Source organism: Phytobacter diazotrophicus, assembly GCF_052061655.1.
In the GTDB taxonomy this organism is placed as follows: domain Bacteria; phylum Pseudomonadota; class Gammaproteobacteria; order Enterobacterales; family Enterobacteriaceae; genus Phytobacter; species Phytobacter diazotrophicus.
In genome coordinates this window covers 4,997,402-5,016,759 of the sequence record NZ_CM125428.1, presented here as the reverse complement: position 1 = coordinate 5,016,759, position 19,358 = coordinate 4,997,402, and the positions used below count along the sequence as shown (strand labels likewise).

General features: G+C 49.6%; 20 protein-coding genes and 2 pseudogenes. 18 read left to right on the top strand and 4 right to left on the bottom strand.

Annotated features, from left to right (window positions below):
* Positions 1–256: 256 nt before the first annotated feature.
* Positions 257–424, top strand: coding sequence for a helix-turn-helix transcriptional regulator (locus ACS0RQ_RS24335; RefSeq protein WP_049007797.1), 168 nt, complete (start codon positions 257–259; stop codon positions 422–424).
* Positions 425–653: 229 nt separating this feature from the next.
* Positions 654–1,646: a hypothetical protein gene (locus tag ACS0RQ_RS24330; protein WP_239664038.1), complete on the top strand. Its 993-nt coding sequence runs from the start codon at positions 654–656 to the stop codon at positions 1,644–1,646.
* On the opposite strand, the gene ACS0RQ_RS24325 is transcribed toward ACS0RQ_RS24330, so the two are convergent.
* Positions 1,643–2,602, bottom strand: a complete 960-nt coding sequence (locus ACS0RQ_RS24325) for a hypothetical protein (protein ID WP_049007795.1) — start codon at positions 2,600–2,602, stop codon at positions 1,643–1,645. The two genes, ACS0RQ_RS24330 and ACS0RQ_RS24325, sit on opposite strands and share 4 nt — an antisense overlap.
* Positions 2,603–2,691: 89 nt before the next feature.
* Here ACS0RQ_RS24325 and ACS0RQ_RS24320 point away from each other — a divergent pair, with 89 nt between their 5' ends.
* From ACS0RQ_RS24320 to ACS0RQ_RS24260, 13 genes and pseudogenes are all read left to right on the top strand, one after another.
* Positions 2,692–3,579 (top strand): GTPase family protein, encoded by an 888-nt coding sequence (locus ACS0RQ_RS24320; protein ID WP_229220743.1) that lies wholly within the window; start codon positions 2,692–2,694, stop codon positions 3,577–3,579.
* A 261-nt stretch (positions 3,580–3,840) separates the two neighbouring features.
* Positions 3,841–4,572, top strand: coding sequence for a DeoR family transcriptional regulator (locus ACS0RQ_RS24315; RefSeq protein ID WP_049007140.1), 732 nt, complete (start codon positions 3,841–3,843; stop codon positions 4,570–4,572).
* Between the two features lie 64 nt (positions 4,573–4,636).
* Positions 4,637–4,909 (top strand): hypothetical protein, encoded by a 273-nt coding sequence (locus ACS0RQ_RS24310; RefSeq protein ID WP_334632420.1) that lies wholly within the window; start codon positions 4,637–4,639, stop codon positions 4,907–4,909.
* A gap of 104 nt (positions 4,910–5,013) precedes the next feature.
* Positions 5,014–5,310 (top strand): permease, encoded by a 297-nt coding sequence (locus tag ACS0RQ_RS24305; RefSeq protein ID WP_229220742.1) that lies wholly within the window; start codon positions 5,014–5,016, stop codon positions 5,308–5,310.
* Between the two features lie 124 nt (positions 5,311–5,434).
* Complete coding sequence (locus tag ACS0RQ_RS24300) at positions 5,435–6,256, top strand: DUF932 domain-containing protein (protein WP_049007143.1); 822 nt, start codon at positions 5,435–5,437, stop codon at positions 6,254–6,256.
* 26 nt (positions 6,257–6,282) lie between these two features.
* Positions 6,283–6,522, top strand: coding sequence for a DUF905 domain-containing protein (locus ACS0RQ_RS24295; RefSeq protein WP_049007145.1), 240 nt, complete (start codon positions 6,283–6,285; stop codon positions 6,520–6,522).
* Between the two features lie 102 nt (positions 6,523–6,624).
* The gene (locus tag ACS0RQ_RS24290; protein WP_049007147.1) at positions 6,625–7,083 is read left to right on the top strand and encodes an antirestriction protein; all 459 of its coding nucleotides are present in this window, start codon (positions 6,625–6,627) and stop codon (positions 7,081–7,083) included.
* Positions 7,084–7,094: 11 nt separating this feature from the next.
* Positions 7,095–7,574 (top strand): RadC family protein, encoded by a 480-nt coding sequence (gene radC / locus ACS0RQ_RS24285; protein ID WP_049007149.1) that lies wholly within the window; start codon positions 7,095–7,097, stop codon positions 7,572–7,574.
* Between the two features lie 8 nt (positions 7,575–7,582).
* Positions 7,583–7,804, top strand: coding sequence for a DUF987 domain-containing protein (locus tag ACS0RQ_RS24280; protein ID WP_049007150.1), 222 nt, complete (start codon positions 7,583–7,585; stop codon positions 7,802–7,804).
* Positions 7,805–7,822: 18 nt separating this feature from the next.
* Positions 7,823–8,140 (top strand): type IV toxin-antitoxin system YeeU family antitoxin, encoded by a 318-nt coding sequence (locus ACS0RQ_RS24275; protein WP_049007152.1) that lies wholly within the window; start codon positions 7,823–7,825, stop codon positions 8,138–8,140.
* A 26-nt stretch (positions 8,141–8,166) separates the two neighbouring features.
* Positions 8,167–8,508, top strand: coding sequence for a TA system toxin CbtA family protein (locus ACS0RQ_RS24270; protein WP_049007153.1), 342 nt, complete (start codon positions 8,167–8,169; stop codon positions 8,506–8,508).
* 258 nt (positions 8,509–8,766) lie between these two features.
* A pseudogene (locus ACS0RQ_RS24265) lies at positions 8,767–9,312 on the top strand (restriction endonuclease); the annotation flags it as partial.
* 302 nt (positions 9,313–9,614) lie between these two features.
* Positions 9,615–10,449, top strand: a pseudogene (locus ACS0RQ_RS24260) (IS3 family transposase).
* 199 nt (positions 10,450–10,648) lie between these two features.
* Here ACS0RQ_RS24260 and mcrC read toward each other — a convergent pair.
* The 3 genes from mcrC to symE form a co-directional block, all read right to left on the bottom strand.
* Complete coding sequence (gene mcrC / locus ACS0RQ_RS24255) at positions 10,649–11,695, bottom strand: 5-methylcytosine-specific restriction endonuclease system specificity protein McrC (protein WP_271848684.1); 1,047 nt, start codon at positions 11,693–11,695, stop codon at positions 10,649–10,651.
* Positions 11,695–13,077, bottom strand: coding sequence for an MrcB family domain-containing protein (locus ACS0RQ_RS24250; protein ID WP_271848685.1), 1,383 nt, complete (start codon positions 13,075–13,077; stop codon positions 11,695–11,697). The genes mcrC and ACS0RQ_RS24250 overlap by 1 nt, the downstream gene beginning before the upstream one ends.
* A 212-nt stretch (positions 13,078–13,289) precedes the next feature.
* A complete protein-coding gene (symE, locus tag ACS0RQ_RS24245) occupies positions 13,290–13,616 on the bottom strand; it encodes an endoribonuclease SymE (RefSeq protein ID WP_271848686.1) in 327 nt (108 codons plus the stop codon).
* Positions 13,617–14,054: 438 nt separating this feature from the next.
* On the opposite strand from symE, the gene ACS0RQ_RS24240 reads away from it, so the two are divergent.
* The 3 genes from ACS0RQ_RS24240 (at position 14,055) to ACS0RQ_RS24230 (ending at position 19,351) form a co-directional block, all read left to right on the top strand.
* On the top strand, positions 14,055–16,022 hold the full coding sequence (locus ACS0RQ_RS24240) for a YjhG/YagF family D-xylonate dehydratase (protein ID WP_039076890.1): 1,968 nt from the start codon (positions 14,055–14,057) through the stop codon (positions 16,020–16,022).
* Positions 16,023–16,344: 322 nt separating this feature from the next.
* Positions 16,345–17,724: a glycoside-pentoside-hexuronide (GPH):cation symporter gene (locus tag ACS0RQ_RS24235; RefSeq protein ID WP_039076889.1), complete on the top strand. Its 1,380-nt coding sequence runs from the start codon at positions 16,345–16,347 to the stop codon at positions 17,722–17,724.
* Between the two features lie 10 nt (positions 17,725–17,734).
* Positions 17,735–19,351, top strand: coding sequence for a glycoside hydrolase family 43 protein (locus ACS0RQ_RS24230; RefSeq protein WP_271848687.1), 1,617 nt, complete (start codon positions 17,735–17,737; stop codon positions 19,349–19,351).
* Positions 19,352–19,358 lie beyond the last annotated feature (7 nt).

Here is a 19,358-nt window from a genome sequence, read left to right as displayed (position 1 = left end):
CTTGTGGCATGTCGCTTTGCTTACAGAAAGCCTTCTATTTGGTGTTTTTGCATGATCAATTTAGGCCATTTTGTCAGATCATCTTACAAAGACTACATAGCCAGCCACCTTCCTCCTCTAGTTCATATTCACGTTAAATTGTCAAGACAATTCAGGTGTCGATCTTTTGTCTGCACTTTCTGGTTTGGCAGGGCCAATATCTGACAAAAGGTCAACGTGTAGGGAGCATGGTGTGGAAAGAAATGAAACGAATGGTATGCAACTTGTCGATATGAAGTGGATAACAGCAACGCTGAAAGTCACTGATAAATGGATTTATAAGCAAATCCAGGATGGAAAATTCATGAAGCCAATAAAACTTGGCAGAAGCTCTCGCTGGAGGTTATGTGACGTAAACGAATGGCTGGAAAGTCGTGTGATGTGAATATGAAGGGGGTACGATGGCAATATGTTGCAGAAAAGGATGCAATTTAAATATAGATCCTGTCAGTTACGAGCACAAGGTCAGACTTTGTTATATTCATTTTAATAAACGAAAGGAGCTGAGTCATAGAAGAAACGTAAAGAAAGAAATTCGTTGTAAAGTTTGTGGTGCTGACTTTTCTGAAACTAGAAACAATAAATATTGTTCAAACAAATGCAAAGGGATCGGTATGCGAATCCTTAAGGAGGCTGACAAAATAGAAGTTTACCATCATTCTTACTGGCTAAACGTAGAGTGCTTTATTAAAAATAACCCATTGCAATTAAACTCAATTAACAGCTTAGAGGATATGGCAGAAATAATTAATTTATATAAACTTAAATCTCGGTTGCAGTTCGCATGTAGCCATTTCCTTGGGGGGGAAATATTATCTAAACATAAAAAAAACGAACATAAACTGATTCCTTTTATTAAGATTGATTTAAGCCATAAATATCCGAATTCTAAAGGTGGGATGAATGTGGTAGAAAATATCATGATTGCCCCTTCATTTATAAATAAAATGAACAAAGATAAAATTCCTGAAAATAATGCATTTCAAGAGTTTAATGGTAAAAGTGCAAACAAAAAAAGAAAAGATATTCGGTGTAGTCTTGTTAACGCCATCACTAAAAATTACTCAGAGGATGAGATAAATGCGATGTTTTATAAAATAGGAAAATTGCCAAGACTAAAAAATGGTCAAAAAAGAAACCTCGACGTCGCAGATACATTTAATCAGGTTATTATTTTTGAGTTATTAAAAAAAGAATGCAAGCGTTTAGAACTAAAAGATTATCTTTACTGTCTTAAATTTGTTGATGAATTTCTAAGAAATAAAACAATAAAATTTAGAGGGAGAAGAGTTACTTTTTTTCCATGTTATCTTGATATGATTTCACTTGCTTTTTTTCATGCATATCTCCGAGGAGATCCTGATTGTTTTTTGTCTAAATTTAAAGATTTTGTGAGGACGATGGACAATGGGAAAACAACAACGCGAAGAGTACGCGCACTGTTTTCTGTGCTTGCCATATCACGACGGTACTGTAAGAAATATTTCTCAATATCTAGTGCTAACCTAGAATCAACTAAAGATACAATATTAACTGTATATGCTAAGGTTTTTGCAGTTAAACCTTCTTATATCTCTGATGAAGGCTACCCACGGTGGATACGTTAAATACTATCTTGGTAAGGTGCGATATTATTATCATCAAGATTACCGTTAAGTATGTCCATGAAATAATCTATTGCGTTTTTTACATTGCGAGTGCCGTTATCTTGTGACTCAAGTGCATTATTTATTTCAGTGTTTGTGAGTATTTCATTTTTGTTTGCGCTGAGTATAATGGCATCAATTATAATAAAAACATCCAGCGCATTTAACTTTCTCTTAATGTTTTCAATTGCTAATATTTTATCTATATTATTTTGTACGGCGCGTGGATATTTTTTTCTTTCAATTTCAATTAACCCTTTCAGTTGATTGACAATGATCTCATCAGAATAACGAAGATCTAAACTAAGCCACAAGTTAGATAGGGCGATAGTATCATCTGCATAAGGATAGTTTTCTGGGATAGCTCTAACAATTGAATTATTGATTTTTTTTATTTCTTCCATCATTTCAGGGTTAACGCTTCTGCTATATGGGAAATCGTCAGGGGTGAAATCAATATATTTGTTGCAATGGTTGAAAAAACTAAAGAGCTCGGATGTAGTGTTATGTGCATTTTTCGATGCATTAAAAACATCAAGAAACGTCAACTTCTTTACTACCTGTCTGGTGGTTGGTCTAAAAGAAATAAGATCATTGTTTTTATGCTTTAAAATTTCCAAGTTTTTAATGCGTGCCGACAATGCCTCAAGCGCATCTCTGTGGTCAGAGTTATTCATGAATTTATTTCTCATTATTCTTTTTTTATTGTCTGAGATTTTTTTACCGTCAAAATCAAAAATGTTTTTCTCCGCACTCCTGACCGCACTTTCACAATCAAAAAACAACTTCCTGCAATAAAATGCATTTACTAAATCCTCTTTTGTGAAGGAGGATGTGAAGTTTGCATATATTTTCTTATGCTTTCTGATAAATTCAATTATCTCATCTTTAGGTTTTGATTGTTTATTCTCTTTCATACTTTCTCATGAAAAATTTAAATTTACTTCAAATATATATCATGCTCCTGAACCAAGCAAGTTTGCTTAACCATCAGAGGAATTAGGAAATGATGAGACACAATGATGAATTAAAGAAAATGTACTCTCCACTTTATTTACTGCCAAAAAATGTTGCCGTAGAAGTCATGAAACGCCTTAACGAAACTATCTGCTACCAGCCGGTGATTGGCATTATGGGTAAAACCGGTGCCGGTAAATCCAGTCTGTGTAACGCACTGTTTCGCAGCACGGTCTCGGCCGTCAGTCATACCACTGCGTGTACCCGTGAGCCACAGCATTTTACGCTGCAGGCAGGTGAACGCCAGGTGACGCTGATTGACCTGCCCGGAGTGGGCGAAAGCCCGGGGCGGGATGAAGAGTATCAGGCACTGTATCAGCGTATCTGGCCGGAGCTGGACCTGGTGCTCTGGCTGATTAAAGCCGATGACCGGGCACTGACCCCCGACTGTGATTTTTACTTTCGGATGCTTTCACCAGGCAGTGCCGGGAGGGATAAGGTGCTGTTTGTCCTGACCCAAGCCGATAAAATCGAGCCCTCTCGTGAATGGAGCGGCTTTCTTAATCAACCTTCAGAGCAACAGTTAAAACACCTGGAGGAAAAGCAGCGCGCGGTGTGCTCGTTGTTCAACCACCCGGCACTCCCGGTGATCACAATATCAGCAGCCACTGGCTGGCATCTACCTGAGCTGGTGGGGGTGCTGTTTCGCTCACTGCCTGCCCGTGCCAGCAGTGCCGTCAGCTCGGTCATCAGACCACAATACCGCACGCAAAAAATTGAGGAGCAGGCGATACAGGATTTTGGCGAGACGGTCAGCGACGTGATGACACACACGCTGTCTGAACTCTCTCTCCCCAGCACGGTGACGGCGGTGGTCAGTACCGTGATTAGTGCCGTTGTCTCTGTTGCCCGCAGTGTCTGGCGGTTTTTCTTCTGACGGCAGAAATACCGTTATCCCGTGAGCAAATGCAGCAGTCAGTACGCGCCTGACATGCACTCTCCGTTTGCCGGACACACCCTGTCCATCTGCGGCGGGGTGCATCCGGTTAAAAAACCGACAAAGCACGTTCTGTACCGCAGCCCGTCTGGCACTGACGGGGGATAAAAATATTTTCTGCTCTGTCCATACCCTGACCGCCCCCCTGTTTACAGTAATCACATCTTTTTCAATGCCTTTCATCACGATGGAGAAAATGCCATGTCACAGGCTGAACACCGGTATGACCGGCTGGCGGTCAGACTGTCCCTCATTATCAGTCGCCTGCTGGCAGGCGAAACGCTAAGCGTGAATAAACTGGCGGTTGAGTTTGGTGTCTCGGTACGTACTCTGCGCCGCGATTTTCGTGAACGGCTGATGTATCTGAACCTCGAATACCGTCATGGGCACTGCCGACTGTTGTCAGACCCCGGTATGGCACAGCGTGCCCCGGGAACATTGTCATTTATGCGCAACGTCGGGCTTCACGACGTGTTTCCGGAAACGGACCTTCGGCTGGTCAACACCCTGACAGACAGTGAAGGTATCTCACCGTGCCTGGTCTGGCAGGGGGGAGCCGGAAGCGCCAGTGTGCGCCCCGGCCTCTTCTCCCGGCTGGTCGATACCATTGTGCAGCAGCAGTGCATCAGGGTACTGGCTGACGGCGTTCGCGCTGAACACCTGGCGCCGTACCGGCTTATTTATCTTGAAGGAGAGTGGTATCTGGCAGGCGAGCAGCACGGAGGCATTACTGTTCTGCCGCTGTCCAGCGTCACCGCCATCACGGTACTGAGTGACACCTTCCAGCGTCGTGATGCGGTTTGTCACCTCACCCGTCAGGAGGCCTTCATCCGGGCTCTGCCGCATTTCCCGGTCATCAGCGACGTAATGGCCGTATCTCATCCGGCACCACCATTACTGCAGGAGGCGACCCCTCCTGAACATCCCGGCTGAGGGGGCGTCGTCGCCCACCAGCCTCTTACGTTGTTATCGGTTACTCATTGAATAAGGAAACACTATGCATCAGCGTTATCGCCGCATTATTGCCAGCGCCCTGGCCCTGAGTAGTTTCAGTCTGTTCATCCCCACTGTGGCCCAGGCCGGGTACAGTGATTACGAGTCGTTCCATCTGGTCAGAACGGATAACAGCCCCTCGGGCGGGGCACAGAAAATCTGCACCTATCAAAGTATGGTCACTCGGAAATATGTCCAGCTGGAAATGCCCAATACCTGCCCGGGAATGATGTTTCGAAACCTGAACGACGGGCAGTTTTACGACAGAACCAGCTGAATGAAGCACGGATTTATCTGTGTCACTGATACCTGCGGTGGTTGTTTGCACCGGCCTCAGTGAGCCGGTTTTTACGGGAATGGCCATGTTTAAGGAGGGCCGCTATGCCTTTAAGCCTTTGTCTCAGCCTGTCGACCCTGGTGGGACTGATTATCGCGTTTGTTGATACCCGTATTGCCGGGTTCTGGTATTCCGCATGGGCTGCCGTGTTGCTCTGCACTCTGCCAGGGCTGGGCGTCTGGCTGGGCAATATCATCCGAAAATGGATAATGCCGGATGCGGTTTACGGAAGCACCGGTGCCGTCATTCAGGCCCGCCTGTTCTGGGCGGTGGTACCCCAGTTCATTGGCTGGTTCATCGGATTTATGGTTGCCATGAGCTTGCTGGGTATCCGGGCCTGAGCCGTATCCGGCGACAGACGTAACGACGGATATTCAGTCTCCCGCTATACCTGTCAAACCCCACACCACGGCCTTCTCAACCGAGCAGGCCGTTTTCTTTTGTCTTTCTGAAGGAAATACCCTCATGACCCGATTAGCCAGCCGCTTTGGTGCGGTAAACCTCGTTCGCCGTGACCGTCCCTTAACCCATGAAGAATTAATGCACTATGTGCCGAGTGTGTTCAGTGAAGACAAGCATGAATCCCGCTCTGAGCGTTACACCTGCATTCCGACCATCACCCTGCTCGACAGCCTGCAACGTGAAGGCTTTCAGCCATTCTTTGCCTGTCAGACCCGGGTACGTGACCCGGGGCGTCGTGAGCACACAAAGCACATGCTGCGCCTGCGGCGCGAGGGGCAAATCACCGGTCAGCAGGTACCGGAAATCATTCTGCTCAACTCTCATGATGGCACCAGCTCGTACCAGATGTTGCCGGGGTTATTTCGTGCGGTGTGTCAGAACGGGCTCGTCTGCGGTGAGAGTTTTGGTGAGGTGCGCGTGCCACATAAAGGCAACGTCGTAGAGAAGGTGATTAAAGGGGCGTATGAAGTACTGGGGATATTCGACCGGGTGGAGGAGAAACGTGATGCCATGCAGTCACTGATACTGCCACCGCCCGCCCGACAGGCACTGGCCAGCGCAGCACTCACGTACCGCTTCGGGGAAGACCACCAGCCCGTTACCGAATCGCAACTCCTTTCGCCACGGCGCTGGCAGGATGAGAGCAATGATCTGTGGACCACGTTTCAGCGGATTCAGGAGAACCTGATTAAAGGTGGTCTGCACGGGCGTAATGCTGCAGGAAAGCGCACACATACCCGTGCGGTGAAGGGCATTGATGGCGATGTGAAGCTGAACCGTGCCCTGTGGGTGATGGCAGAAAGCATGCTGCAACTCGCTTCCTGATACCACAGGAATGAAGGAACCTGAAAATGCTTTCTCCCACCGTACTGCCACCCGGGTCATTCAGTCGTCAGCAGGCAGAAGCTTTTACCGCAGCATACCGCAATATCTTCATTGAGGATGACCAGGGAAGCCATTTTCGCATGGTCGTTCGCGACGTAAAAGGGCAGATGGTCTGGCGGGCATGGAGCTTTGAACCTGACGCCGGAACGGTGCTCAACCCGTATATCCGGCAGTACGGTATCCCGCGAGCGTTATCTACCCGCTAATTCTTCTCGTCCTGCCCCTTGCGTCACACACCATCACATCCCTTTATTCCCTGACTCGCCAGTCACCCTTGCTGGCGTTTTTTTACTTTACGGAGAACACGCATGACCTCTCTCACCCCCTACGCCCTGACCCCGGCTAATGAGCCGCACTTCACCCTCATGGCCACCGCCGCTCCTGATGAACAGCGTATTCATTTCTGGCCTCAGCACTTCGGCACTATCCCGCAGTGGGTAGCGCTGGAGCCCCGCATCTTCGCCTGGATGGACCGCTTCTGTGCGGATTACAGCGGTGGTATCTGGCAGTTTTACACCCTCAGTAATGGTGGAGCCTTTATGGCTCCCGATACTGATAGTGATGAGAAATGGTGCCTGCTCAACAAAATGAACGGTAATAGCGCGGAGATGAGTGCAGAAGCCGCAGGCATTGCTGTCTGCCTGATTGAGTTCAGCCATCACGCCTGCCGAACCGAATGCGATGCCATGACAGAGCACTATTACCGCCTGCGGGACTACGCCCTGCAGCATCCCGAATCACAGGCCATTCTGCGCATTATTGATTAAGGAAACTCGCTATGGAAACCTCCCTTTCCCCACAGACAGCGGCGTTGTCACTGAGCTCACAACGCACGGTAAAACGCGCGCTGAAACTGCTCGACCGCCACCTGCGTGAGCCTGGTGTGGCGTTCACCTCCACCAGCGCCACCCGTGACTGGCTGCGGCTGAAAATGGCAGGCCTTGAACGCGAGGCGTTTATGGTGATGTACCTGAATCAGCAGAACCAGCTGATTGCCTATGAAACCCTGTTTACCGGCTCCATCAGCAGCACCGAAGTGCATCCCCGCGAGGTGGTAAAACGTGCCCTGTACTTCAATGCCGCCGCGGTGATATTTGCCCACAACCATCCCTCAAGTGACACCACACCCAGTCAGGCAGACAAGGCTGTCACGCAACGACTGGTGCAGGCACTCCAGCTCGTTGATATCCGGGTGCCTGACCATCTCATCGTTGGCGGCAACCAGATACTCTCGTTTGCTGAACACGGTCTGTTGTGAGGCATTACATGAAAATTATCAGCAAACGTCGGGCGATGACGATATACCGCCAGCATCCTGACTCCCGCATTTTTCGCTACTCTACCGGCAGATATCAGTGGCATGGCAGCGTCTATCACTACGCCGGTCAGGTAGTACCTGACATTCCTGGCGTCCTGGCGGTATACGCCGAACGCCGCCAGGACCGCAACGGGCCATATGCCTGTCTGATGAGTATCACCGTGAACTGACAATAAAGGAGAACAATAATGAGCAACATCACATGGGGACTACAGCGTGACGTCAAACCGCGTTTCGGAGCCCGGTTGGTACAGGAAGGCAACCGGCTGCACTATCTGGCTGACCGGGCCGGGATTACTGGTACTTTCAGCGAAACAGAATGCATGAAGCTGGATGAGGTATTCCCGCACTTTATCCGTCAGATGGAATCGATGCTGACAACTGGTGAGCTGAATCCCCGCCATGCCCACTGCATCACTCTGTATCACCACGATTTTACCTGTGAAGCCGATACCCTGGGCTCATTCGGTTACGTCCATATCGTGATTTACCCTGCGCAACGCTAACCCTTTTAATTGACCTGAGAGAAAAAATGAAAACCTTACCTGCAACAACCCTGCGGACGGCGAAGCCATGTCCGTCACCTGTGGTGGTCTGGCAGACGCTGTTGACCCGCCTTCTGGAACAGCACTATGGCCTGACGCTAAACGACACGCCGTTCAGCGATGAAGGCGTGATTCAGGAGCATATCAACGCCGGTATCACACTGGTCGATGCTGTTAATTTTATTGTGGAAAAATACGAACTGGTCCGTATCGACCGCAAAAGATTTAGCTGGCAGGAGCAATCTCCGTATCTGAGGGCTGTAGATATTCTGCGAGCACGACAGGCAATGGGTTTATTGAAAAGAAATTGTATCAGTGCATCACGGTGAACATTGGGAATAGCACCCTCATTCACATTGCAGCCTTTCTTACTTATTTACTCATTCCAAAAAGCACCTGCCGATGCTGGCCGGTGCTTTTGCTTATTTGGACGAAATATCATGCGAATAGAAGCTGTAATTTTAACTGACCATATCATCGCAAAACACAATCCAGGAATGCTGTGCTGTCGTTGTTGAGGGTTTTGACGCATGCGGCGAACAAGCTTATGATCCAGCTTAATTTCTTTTCCTCACGAAGGGATGGGTATGGGCAACAGAATGTGGATGATCCGCGGTGACGGCGGCAAACTCTATGACGATTTCCGCGATAAACAAATCGCGGGTATCGGTTGGTCTCAGCTGGCTCCTTTGGTCAAACCCGGCCTATCCCGAGCTCAGTTACTCGCTTTATACCAAGAGGCCGACCCTTTAACGAAGCTGGGAACTGCGCGTTCTGGTGCATCTCAGGTCTGGCGGTTTGTGAATGAGATCCAAAAGGGTGATTGGGTTATTACCTATTCGCCAGCCAACCGTACTTACCTGCTAGGCAAAGTTACTTCAGACTTCCAATATCGTTCTGAATGGGTGGAAGAGGGGATGGGGATCGCTCGGCAGGTTAAATGGAATACTCAAGAAATCGACCGCGATCGACTGTCCGTTGCTACCAAAAACACATTGGGTTCTACACTGACGGTTTTCCAGCTTCCAGTATATGCTCTAGAAGAGCTTTTGCAGGATAAGAAACCCACTGTAGATGTGATTACTCAGAATCCAGTTGTGATGGATGAAGATGAGGTCGTTTCTGATCCGCTGCTTGTGGGTACAAGTGCGGGTATAAATATTTATTTCTGTTTTTAAACAACATTGATATCAGTATATTAGGTATGAAATTCGAGTCCGGCCTTCGCACCAAAAGATGCAACAATCAAGTCGCCTAAGGGCGGCTTTTTTTGTGTCTAAACTCCAGTATCCGTAAGGTGTTGTCCCGCTTTTTCACTCAACCTAAATCAATCTGATTCCATCGACATCAACTTACGGATCTCCTCCCTGAAAACAGTGCCAATCTAAACTGAAGTATCCTGTCTTTCTTCCATCTCGCCGAGAGGCACATCGCCATCAAAAAGACCCGTTATACCGAAGAACAGATTGCGTTTGCGCTGAAACAGGCCGAAACCGGCTCCCGCATCGGGGAAATCTGCAGAAAGATGGGTATTTCTGAGGCCACCTTTTGCAACTGGAAAAAGAAATTTGCCGGTCTGGGCGTGACGATCGGGCAATAACCCTGCACATCAGGGAGATAGCAGAAACCCGGATACGCTACGGTTGTCCACGCATTCATATCCAGTTACGCCGGGAGGGCTGGCCTGTTAATCACAAGAAAACCCACCGGATTTATTGTCTGAAAGGACTGAATCTGCGCAGAAAACGGCCCCGCAGGCATTTCAGTGCAGCACGCCGTCAGCAGCGCCCGGCGCTGACGCATGTCGATCAGTTCTGGAGTATGGATTTTGTGTCGGATAATCTGTTTAACGGGCAGCGTTTTCGGGCCCTAACTGTAGTGGATAATTTTAGTCGGGAATGTCTGCGATCCATGCCGGAAAATCGCTGAAAGGTGATGATGTGGTCAGAGTGATGGAAGCGCTTCGGGTACTGGATAAGCGCCTGCCGGTACGTATTCAGACGGATAACGGCAGCGAGTTGATCTCGAAAAGTCTGGATAAATGGGCGTATGAACACGGTGTCACGATGGATTTCTCCCGCCGCGTAAAACCGACAAATAATCCGTTTATTGAATCATTTAATGGTAGCCGTCGCGACGAATGCCTGAACATTCACTGGTTTTTATCACTGGAAGATGCGCAGGAGAAACTCGACAACTGGCGCAGGGAATATAATCATAAGAGAACGCATTCATCATTAAATAACATGACTCCGGCTGAATTTATCTGAATTCTCCAGAAAGGCGAAGATCTCTGATTTAGCACTGCACTGATTTTGGGAGACGGTCAATCTGGCCGAGATCTCAAAAAATACATGGAACTAAAACGGGACTATTTACAGTTATTAGTAAATAAAATAAAAATTATTACTGCTGTCATATGGTACTTTATGGAGGGATATTTAATATATAAATACACTTATTAACCGATTAATCTAAAAAGGCCTTAAAAATCATTAACAAATCTTGATGTATCTTCTCCCACTCCTGAGCCAAATCTATTGTGCATAGCCCGATATCGAAGCCGTTAATATTATATCGATGTTTTACTGTGGTTCCGACTTGAGGGTAGAGAAGTAAACCACTTACTTTTTCGTCTTGATTCGGCTTGAATGCTAATAGGTAATTCATTAGTTGGTAGAGATTGACTGAGTGGAATTTTGGGGAATTCTTACGATTTGAAAAGATATTTTTATAATATTTGGCATCAACAATAAGCGTATTGTTGTTATAACTTAAAGTAATATCTGTTTCCATTCTTGGTAACAATGAAAGGGATGGATCAGATTCACTGTAGGCATTCCATTTAAGATATGAGCGCTTCGTGTGAACATTTTTCAATTCGTTTTTACAAAACTGATAGAGGAAATCTTGATAGAGGAGAGACATACTGCACTCATCCCTCTCGAAATCATAAAAACGATAGCTTCCATCTTTTTGATTTATAATGGTATTGTTCTTTATTAGTTTACAGATGCTGATGGCAAATTTATAATAACGATTATTCGAACCGACTTTAATCTGACTAAAATGTTGAGGAGATAGATGGATCTCATTTATTCCCATCATTTTTGCGCGAATAGCGCGTGCTTCTTCCCGAACGACCTGATTCAGTTTTTCATGTTTAATGAGTATTGATAGAGTACTCTTAATGATCTGGTTTGCCAGTGTGTCTGGATTTAACTCGTCAAAAGTACTAATTGTTTTGCCTTGGGTCAGATGAAATCCACGCAACGTTTGGGCAAAATTCACTCGGCCTTTTACCCCGGGAATCAATTCCGTATGAGGGCAATATCCAAGCTCAAATCCTCGACGTGAAAGATGCAATACGCTTTTATTAAGCACATGCCCTAAAATGTCGAGAAGGTTATTACCCGGAATCGCATCAAGGCTAACCAATTTAGCATTCTGTAAATGATTCCAGGCATACGCCAGCATAAAATAGATGTTACGTATAGGTATAATTGGCTGTGTCATTACAAGTCACCAAGCAAAACATCAAGCCAGTTTTGTTGTTTACTTGGGTCATCAAACCAATATTCTTCAAGTAATGGCGCAATATCTGAATGTACAATGGAACTAAACCATTCCATATCTGGCAGAGTATCATCGTCAAGGCCTGAACAAAAATAACTATGGCCAATTCTGAATCCTTTACCAAGAATATCTGAATCTTTAGTTATTTGTGCATTTAATTGTGTCATCTTAAAACATAAAGAGTCAACGAAAGAAGGCTGAGCTTTATTATCTAATAAAAAAGTACGGAACTGAGGCGTGTCAAAACCAGGTTCGATATCAATAAAGGAAAAACGTCGGCGCAGCGCATAGTCGACAACAGCCAGAGAACGATCAGCTGTATTCATCAACCCAATAATATAAACGTTAGCTGGAATATAGAATCGTTCTTCATTATTTTGCGAATAGGTCAAGGGTATCGCCCAGTTATCACCTCGTTTATCATGTTCAATGAGCATCATGACCTCTCCAAATACTTTGCTGAGATTTGCTCGATTGATTTCATCTATGATAAAAACGTGTTTCTTATCCGGCTGTTGTTGGGCTTGCTGGCAAAAGCTATAGAAGATTCCATCTTTACGTCGAAAACCGTTGCCGTTTGGACGATAACCTTGTACGAAATCTTCGTAACTGTAGGATTGATGGAATTGTACCATGCCTATTCTTTGTTGATCCCTCTCACCCATTAGCAAGTAAGCCAGACGGCGCGCCACGAAAGTTTTACCCACGCCCGGAGGGCCTTGTAAGATAACATTTTTCTTCACTAATAAACGTTTTATGACTGATTCTACGGTGAGTTCAGGAATAAACAAGTCGTTTAGTGCGTCACTCATGGTGTAAGGTTTTTTTACTGGCAACTTTGGTTGGTTTATCGGCTGCTCGTTGGAAAATAACGAGATATATTCATTGATGACTTTATCCAGTTCTTTTTCGAATTTTGAAAAATTAATACCCTGCGAGACTTTCTGCGAAAATACATAATACGATTGACCGTATTTTTTCGGGTATATACCAGCGGTAGTGTGGAGGTACTCTCTAATTGTTATTGGGGAGGACGAATCAAAATCCCACTGACGTTGAGGTTTATTTGTATCGCTGATCCCATAGGCCAGAATAAGCTCATCATAGTCTTTATAGTAAAGGATTACCGGATAAATGCCGTGCGAGACTTCCTGTCCTTCAGCAAGAAATGCTATCCAGGGAATTGAGCTGAAATTGCCAAAACCAAAACTAACCTTAACCTTCAGGCCGCTGTGTTTGCCCGGATACTCTTTAGTTGACTGTGAGTTTTTTTGATCTGCTTGTTCGATAAATTTTCCAAGCCATGATTGAACTGATTGCATCCCTTGCTCCTTACTAGAAGTAGTAAGAGCATTATGGCTTTCACCTGACTGAATCGCTACGTGTTTGTTCGCTATATAAAATTATCCTGATTTAACTCATGGGGCGGCAGTTTATGCTTTCATTACAGGCTCATTTATCTTTAGGGAGTATTCACTCCTTAGGTTTATCTGGTTGCCCCACCTTTGGCAGGGCTTCCGAAGTCAACGTTTTGCTACACACCCCTCCCACTCACCACCCCAATAAACTCTCTCACCTGCTTCTGTTTCCTCGCTGACAGTTTTTCCACCACCCTCAGCGACGCCAGCAGTTCCGGTTCTGGCTCTTTCGCGGTCAGCACAATGCAACCATTCATCACTCTGGCCTCCACCTCTGTGCCGGTGGCGAATCCGGCGGCTTCCAGCCACTGGCCTTTCAGCGTGAGAGCCGGGATACGCGCGTAATCCGGATGACGGCTCGCATAACTTACCGTTAGTTTGTGCTTATTCGCCGGGAGAACTTCTGGTTGCTCAATATCTGCAATACAATCCGCGTTAGTCATGATTACTATTCCCTTTAATAGTGATTGTGGTTAGCGGAAAAGTGTGTTGGCGCACACTTTCTCCGCGCTATCTCTGTTCAAACTATTTGCGCCAGTGACGCCTGATGAATCAGATGATACACCTGTAAAAATAACCAGTATTCATCTGCTAGTCCAGATGTAAATCAATGAAAATCAGCGCCTTATAAATTCTTTTGGAATCATTTTCTTATCATTTCCACAACTGCCCGTAATCATCCCCCCATTACATCCCGTTGCCGCCCATTTTGTGATCAAGCCTCAAAAAAGCGCAGTCTCCCCGTCTCTCTGATTTACCTCTGTGCAACACCTGGATTACAGTGAATCAAATTATAAGAACGTTGTTCTATAATATAGAACAACTTCCAAAAAGATGTCGCCAGCCGTTCTTTGAACGCGGTTGACCGGGAGAATACGACAATGTCCATCGACACTATTTTTACGCCGCAGGATGAACAATTCTATGCGGTGAAAACCCACGCTGCGGGGCCGCAGGGCGCGCTGCCGCTCACCCCGCAAATGCTGCTCGAATCCCCCAGCGGCAACCTGTTCGGCATGACCCAAAATGCCGGTATGGGCTGGGATGCCAACAAACTCACCGGCAGAGAAGTCCTGCTGATCGGCACCCAGGGCGGCATCCGTCACTCGGACGGTCGCCCCATTGCGCTGGGTTATCACACCGGGCACTGGGAGATCGGCCTGCAAATGTCGGCGGCGGCAAAAGAGATTACCCGCCTGAGCGGCATCCCGTTCGCCGCCTTTGTCAGCGATCCGTGCGATGGCCGCTCCCAGGGCACCCACGGCATGTTCGACTCCCTGCCGTACCGTAACGACGCGGCCATCGTCTTTCGCCGCCTGATCCGCTCGCTGCCCACGCGCCGGGCGGTGATCGGCGTGGCCACCTGCGATAAAGGCCTGCCCGCGACGATGATTGCCCTGGCGTCAATGCACGATCTGCCGGTGATCCTCGTGCCGGGCGGGGCGACCCTGCCGCCCACCTTCGGCGAAGACGCCGGAAAGGTACAGACCATTGGCGCGCGTTACGCCAACAACGAACTGAGCCTCAAAGAGGCCTCCGAGCTGGGCTGTCGCGCCTGTGCCTCCCCTGGCGGCGGCTGTCAGTTCCTCGGCACCGCGGGCACCTCGCAGGTGGTGGCCGAAGCGTTAGGGCTCGCGCTGCCGCACTCGGCGCTCGCGCCATCGGGCCAGGACGTCTGGCTGGAGATCGCCCGCCAGTCGGCGCGTGCGGTTATGGCGCTGGATGAGAAGGGCATTACCGCCCGCGACATCCTCACCGACAAAGCCATCGAAAACGCGATGGTGGTGCACGCGGCCTTTGGCGGCTCCACCAACCTGTTGCTGCATATCCCCGCCATCGCCCATGCGGCCAAATGCCGTATGCCTGACGTGGCGCAGTGGAGCGCCATCAACCGCAAAGTGCCGCGCCTGGTGAGCGTGCTGCCCAACGGGCCGGACTATCACCCGACGGTGCGCGCGTTCCTCGCGGGCGGCGTACCGGAAGTGATGCTCCACCTGCGTCGGCTGGGGCTGCTGCATGAAGATGTGATGACGGTCACCGGGCAAACGCTGGGCGAAAACCTCGACTGGTGGGAGCACTCCGAGCGCCGCGCGAAGTTCCGCCAGTGCCTGCGCGAACAGGATGGCGTGGAGCCGGATGAGGTGATCCTCTCGCCAGAAGGGGCGAAAGCCAAAGGGATGACCTCCACGGTGGCCTTCCCGGTGGGCAACATAGCGCCGGATGGCTCGGTCATCAAAGCCACGGCCATCGATCCGTCAGTGGTGGACGACGACGGCGTCTATCGCCATACCGGTGAGGCGCGGGTCTTTGTCTCGGAAGAGGCGGCCATCAAAGCCATCAAGCAGGGGCAAATCAAGCAGGGCGATATCATGGTCATTATCGGTGGCGGGCCATCCGGCACCGGCATGGAAGAGACCTACCAGCTCACCTCGGCGCTGAAACATATCTCGTGGGGGAAAACCGTGTCGCTGATTACCGATGCGCGTTTCTCCGGTGTCTCGACCGGGGCCTGCCTGGGGCATGTCGCGCCGGAAGCGCTGGCGGGCGGGCCGATTGGCAAGCTTCGCAGCGGCGATGTGATCGAGATTATTGTCGATCGCCTGTCACTGGCAGGAAGCGTGAACTTTATCGGCACAGCGGAGGCGCGTCTGACGCCGGAAGAGGGCGCAGTGGTACTGGCGCAGCGCGAGCTGCACCCGGAACTGAAAGCCCATGACTTCCTGCCTGACGACACCCGCCTGTGGGCGGCGCTACAGGCAGTGAGCGGTGGCACCTGGAAAGGGTGCGTGTACGACACGGATAAAATTATTGAGGTGATCAATGCCGGTAAAAAAGCGCTGGGTCTTTAAATAATTAAACGAATTTGCCGGGCCGCCGAATAAATGTTTCGGCGGCTAAAAATATTAAGAAATAAAGTATCCCTCACGGGAGAAATAACTGTTTCTGTCACCAGGTAAAATGTATCGCTATCACAGAAGCTAAAATACATAATTGCGAAAGCAAAATTGATAATTGTTGCTGCATATATTCCTTCCTAGAATCAAATCCGCACTGAACATCTAATAAGCGTACGAATAAAGGGTGTATTCCTCGCAAAATGCACTGCACGCATTTTATTTTGTAGGTCCCGGCCGTTCGCAATCCATCCCTCTCATATGACTGGAGGTAGACATGCAGTTAACGATGAAAGATAAAATCGGCTACGGGCTGGGGGATACCGCTTGCGGTTTTGTCTGGCAGGCCACCATGTTTTTGCTGGCGTACTTTTATACCGACGTCTTTGGCCTGTCCGCGGGCGTCATGGGCACGCTGTTTTTGATTTCACGCGTGCTGGATGCGGTAACCGACCCGCTGATGGGGCTGGTGGTTGACCGTACACGTACCCGCTACGGCCAGTTCCGCCCGTATCTGCTGTGGGGCGCGATCCCGTTTGGTATCGTCTGCGTATTAACGTTCTATACGCCGGATTTCTCCGCGCAGGGGAAAATTATCTACGCCTCGATTACCTATATTTTACTGACGCTGGTATATACCTTCGTTAACGTTCCCTATTGCGCGATGCCTGGCGTTATTACCTCTGATCCTAAAGAGCGCCACGCGTTACAATCCTGGCGCTTTTTCCTCGCCGCCGCCGGTTCATTAGCCATCAGCGGTATTGCCCTGCCGCTGGTAAATATTATCGGCAAAGGCAATGAGCAGGTGGGATATTTTGGCGCGATGTGCGTGCTGGGTATTTGCGGTGTTATCTTGTTGTTTGTCTGCTTCTTTACCACCAAAGAACGTTATACCTTCGACGTTCAGCCGGGCGCTTCCGTTAAGAAAGACCTGAAACTCTTAATGGGTAATAGTCAGTGGCGAATTATGTGCGCCTTTAAAATGATGGCGACCGGCTCCAACGTGGTGCGCGGTGGCGCGACGCTCTATTTTGTGAAATACGTAATGGACCACCCGGAGCTGGCAACACAGTTCCTGCTGTACGGTAGCCTGGCGACCATGTTCGGCTCCCTGTGCTCATCTCGCCTGCTCGGGCGTTTTGACCGCGTGACCTCTTTCAAGTGGATCATTGGCATTTATTCCCTGATCAGTCTGAGCATTTTCTTTATTCCCTCAGACAATATCGCGCTGATTTTCGCGCTCAATATTCTGTTCCTGTTTGTCTTTAACACCACCACGCCGCTGCAATGGCTGATGGCCTCTGATGTGGTCGATTATGAAGAGAGCCGCAGCGGACGCCGCCTCGACGGGCTGGTCTTCTCCACTTACCTGTTCAGCCTGAAAATCGGCCTGGCGATTGGCGGCGCGCTGGTGGGCTGGATCCTCGCGTTCTCCAGCTACTCGGCAAGCAACGCCGTACAGCCGGATAACGTCCTGACCACCATCAAAATCCTCTTCTGCATTGTGCCGGTGGTGCTCTATGTCGGCATGTTTACGCTGCTGTCGTTCTACAAACTGAGCAGCAAACGGGTGGAAGAGATCAGCCAGCAACTGCAACGTCAACGCGCTGCGCACCCTGCAACGCAGCCTGCCGATGCCGCGGCGGCGGTGAACTGAGGAGAGAACCATGTACCAGATTGAAAACCCGATCCTGACCGGCTTCAACCCGGACCCGTCACTGTGCCGCGTGGGGGAGGATTACTACATCGCCACCTCCACGTTTGAGTGGTTCCCCGGCGTACGTATTTACCACTCTCGCGACCTGAAAAACTGGGCGCTGGTGAGTACACCGCTCGACAGCGTGGCGCTGCTGGATATGAAAGGTAACCCGGACTCCGGCGGCATCTGGGCACCCTGCCTGAGCTACGCCGACGGCAAGTTCTGGCTGCTCTACACCGACGTGAAAATTGTCGATTCGCCGTGGAAAAATGGCCGCAACTTCCTGGTCACCGCCCCCTCGGTGGAGGGGCCGTGGAGCGATCCCATTCCCATGGGCAACGGCGGGTTCGACCCGTCGCTGTTCCACGATACGGACGGGCGCAAATATTACATCTATCGGCCGTGGGGGCCGCGCCATCACAGTAACCCTCATAACACCATTGTGATGCAGGAATTTTTTGCCGACACACACACCCTCTCGCCGCAGCGTTCCACGCTCTTCACCGGTACGCCGCTGGGTTATACCGAAGGGGCGCATATTTATCGCCGCGATGGCGACTACTATCTGCTGGTGGCAGAAGGGGGCACCAGCTACGAACATGCGGTGGTGGTGTTACGGGCGAAGGACATTACCGGGCCTTATGAGCTGCACCCGGATGTAACGATGATGACGAGCTGGCACCTGCCGGAAAATCCGCTGCAAAAAAGTGGTCACGGCTCGCTGCTGGAGACCCATACCGGCGAATGGTATATGGCATACCTGACCAGTCGGCCGCTGCATCTGCCGGGCATTCCACGGCTGGCGGCTGGCGGGCGCGGATACTGCCCGCTCGGGCGCGAGACGGGGATAACCCGCATCGAATGGCGTGATGGCTGGCCTTACGTTGAGGGGGGCAAACATGCGGCGCTGACGGTGCCGGGGCCACGGATGACGGAGCAGCCTGGCGCAGGCACAGGCGCATGGCGCACAGACTTCGACAGCGAACGGCTCGACCCGGAATTGCAAACGCTGCGTATTTCGTTTGATGAGCAGTTAGGTTCGCTCACTGCCCGTCCCGGCTTTTTACGCCTCTACGGCAATGACTCGCTCAACTCCACCTTTACCCAGTCAACGGTGGCCCGCCGCTGGCAGCATTTCCGTTTTCGCGCCGAAACGCAGATGGCCTTTTCGCCGCGCCACTTCCAGCAGAGCGCCGGGCTGACCTGCTATTACAACAGCAAAAACTGGTCGTACTGCTTTATGGACTATGAGGAGGGGCGCGGGCGGACGCTGAAAATTATCCGGCTCGACCATAACGTGGCCCACTGGCACCTGTACGATAACCCGATTGAAGTGCCCCAGAGCGCGGAGTACGTCTGGCTGCGGGTGGATGTCGATCAGCTTGAGTACCATTACAGCTATTCATTTGATGGGGAAAGCTGGCAGGCCATTCCGCTGACCTTTGAGGCGTGGAAGCTGTCGGATGACTATATTGGCGGCCGGGGCTTCTTTACCGGGGCGTTTGTTGGCCTGCACTGCGAGGATATCAGCGGTGATGGCTGCCATGCTGATTTCGCCTCGTTTACCTATCAGCCCGAGGCGTAGCAGACGG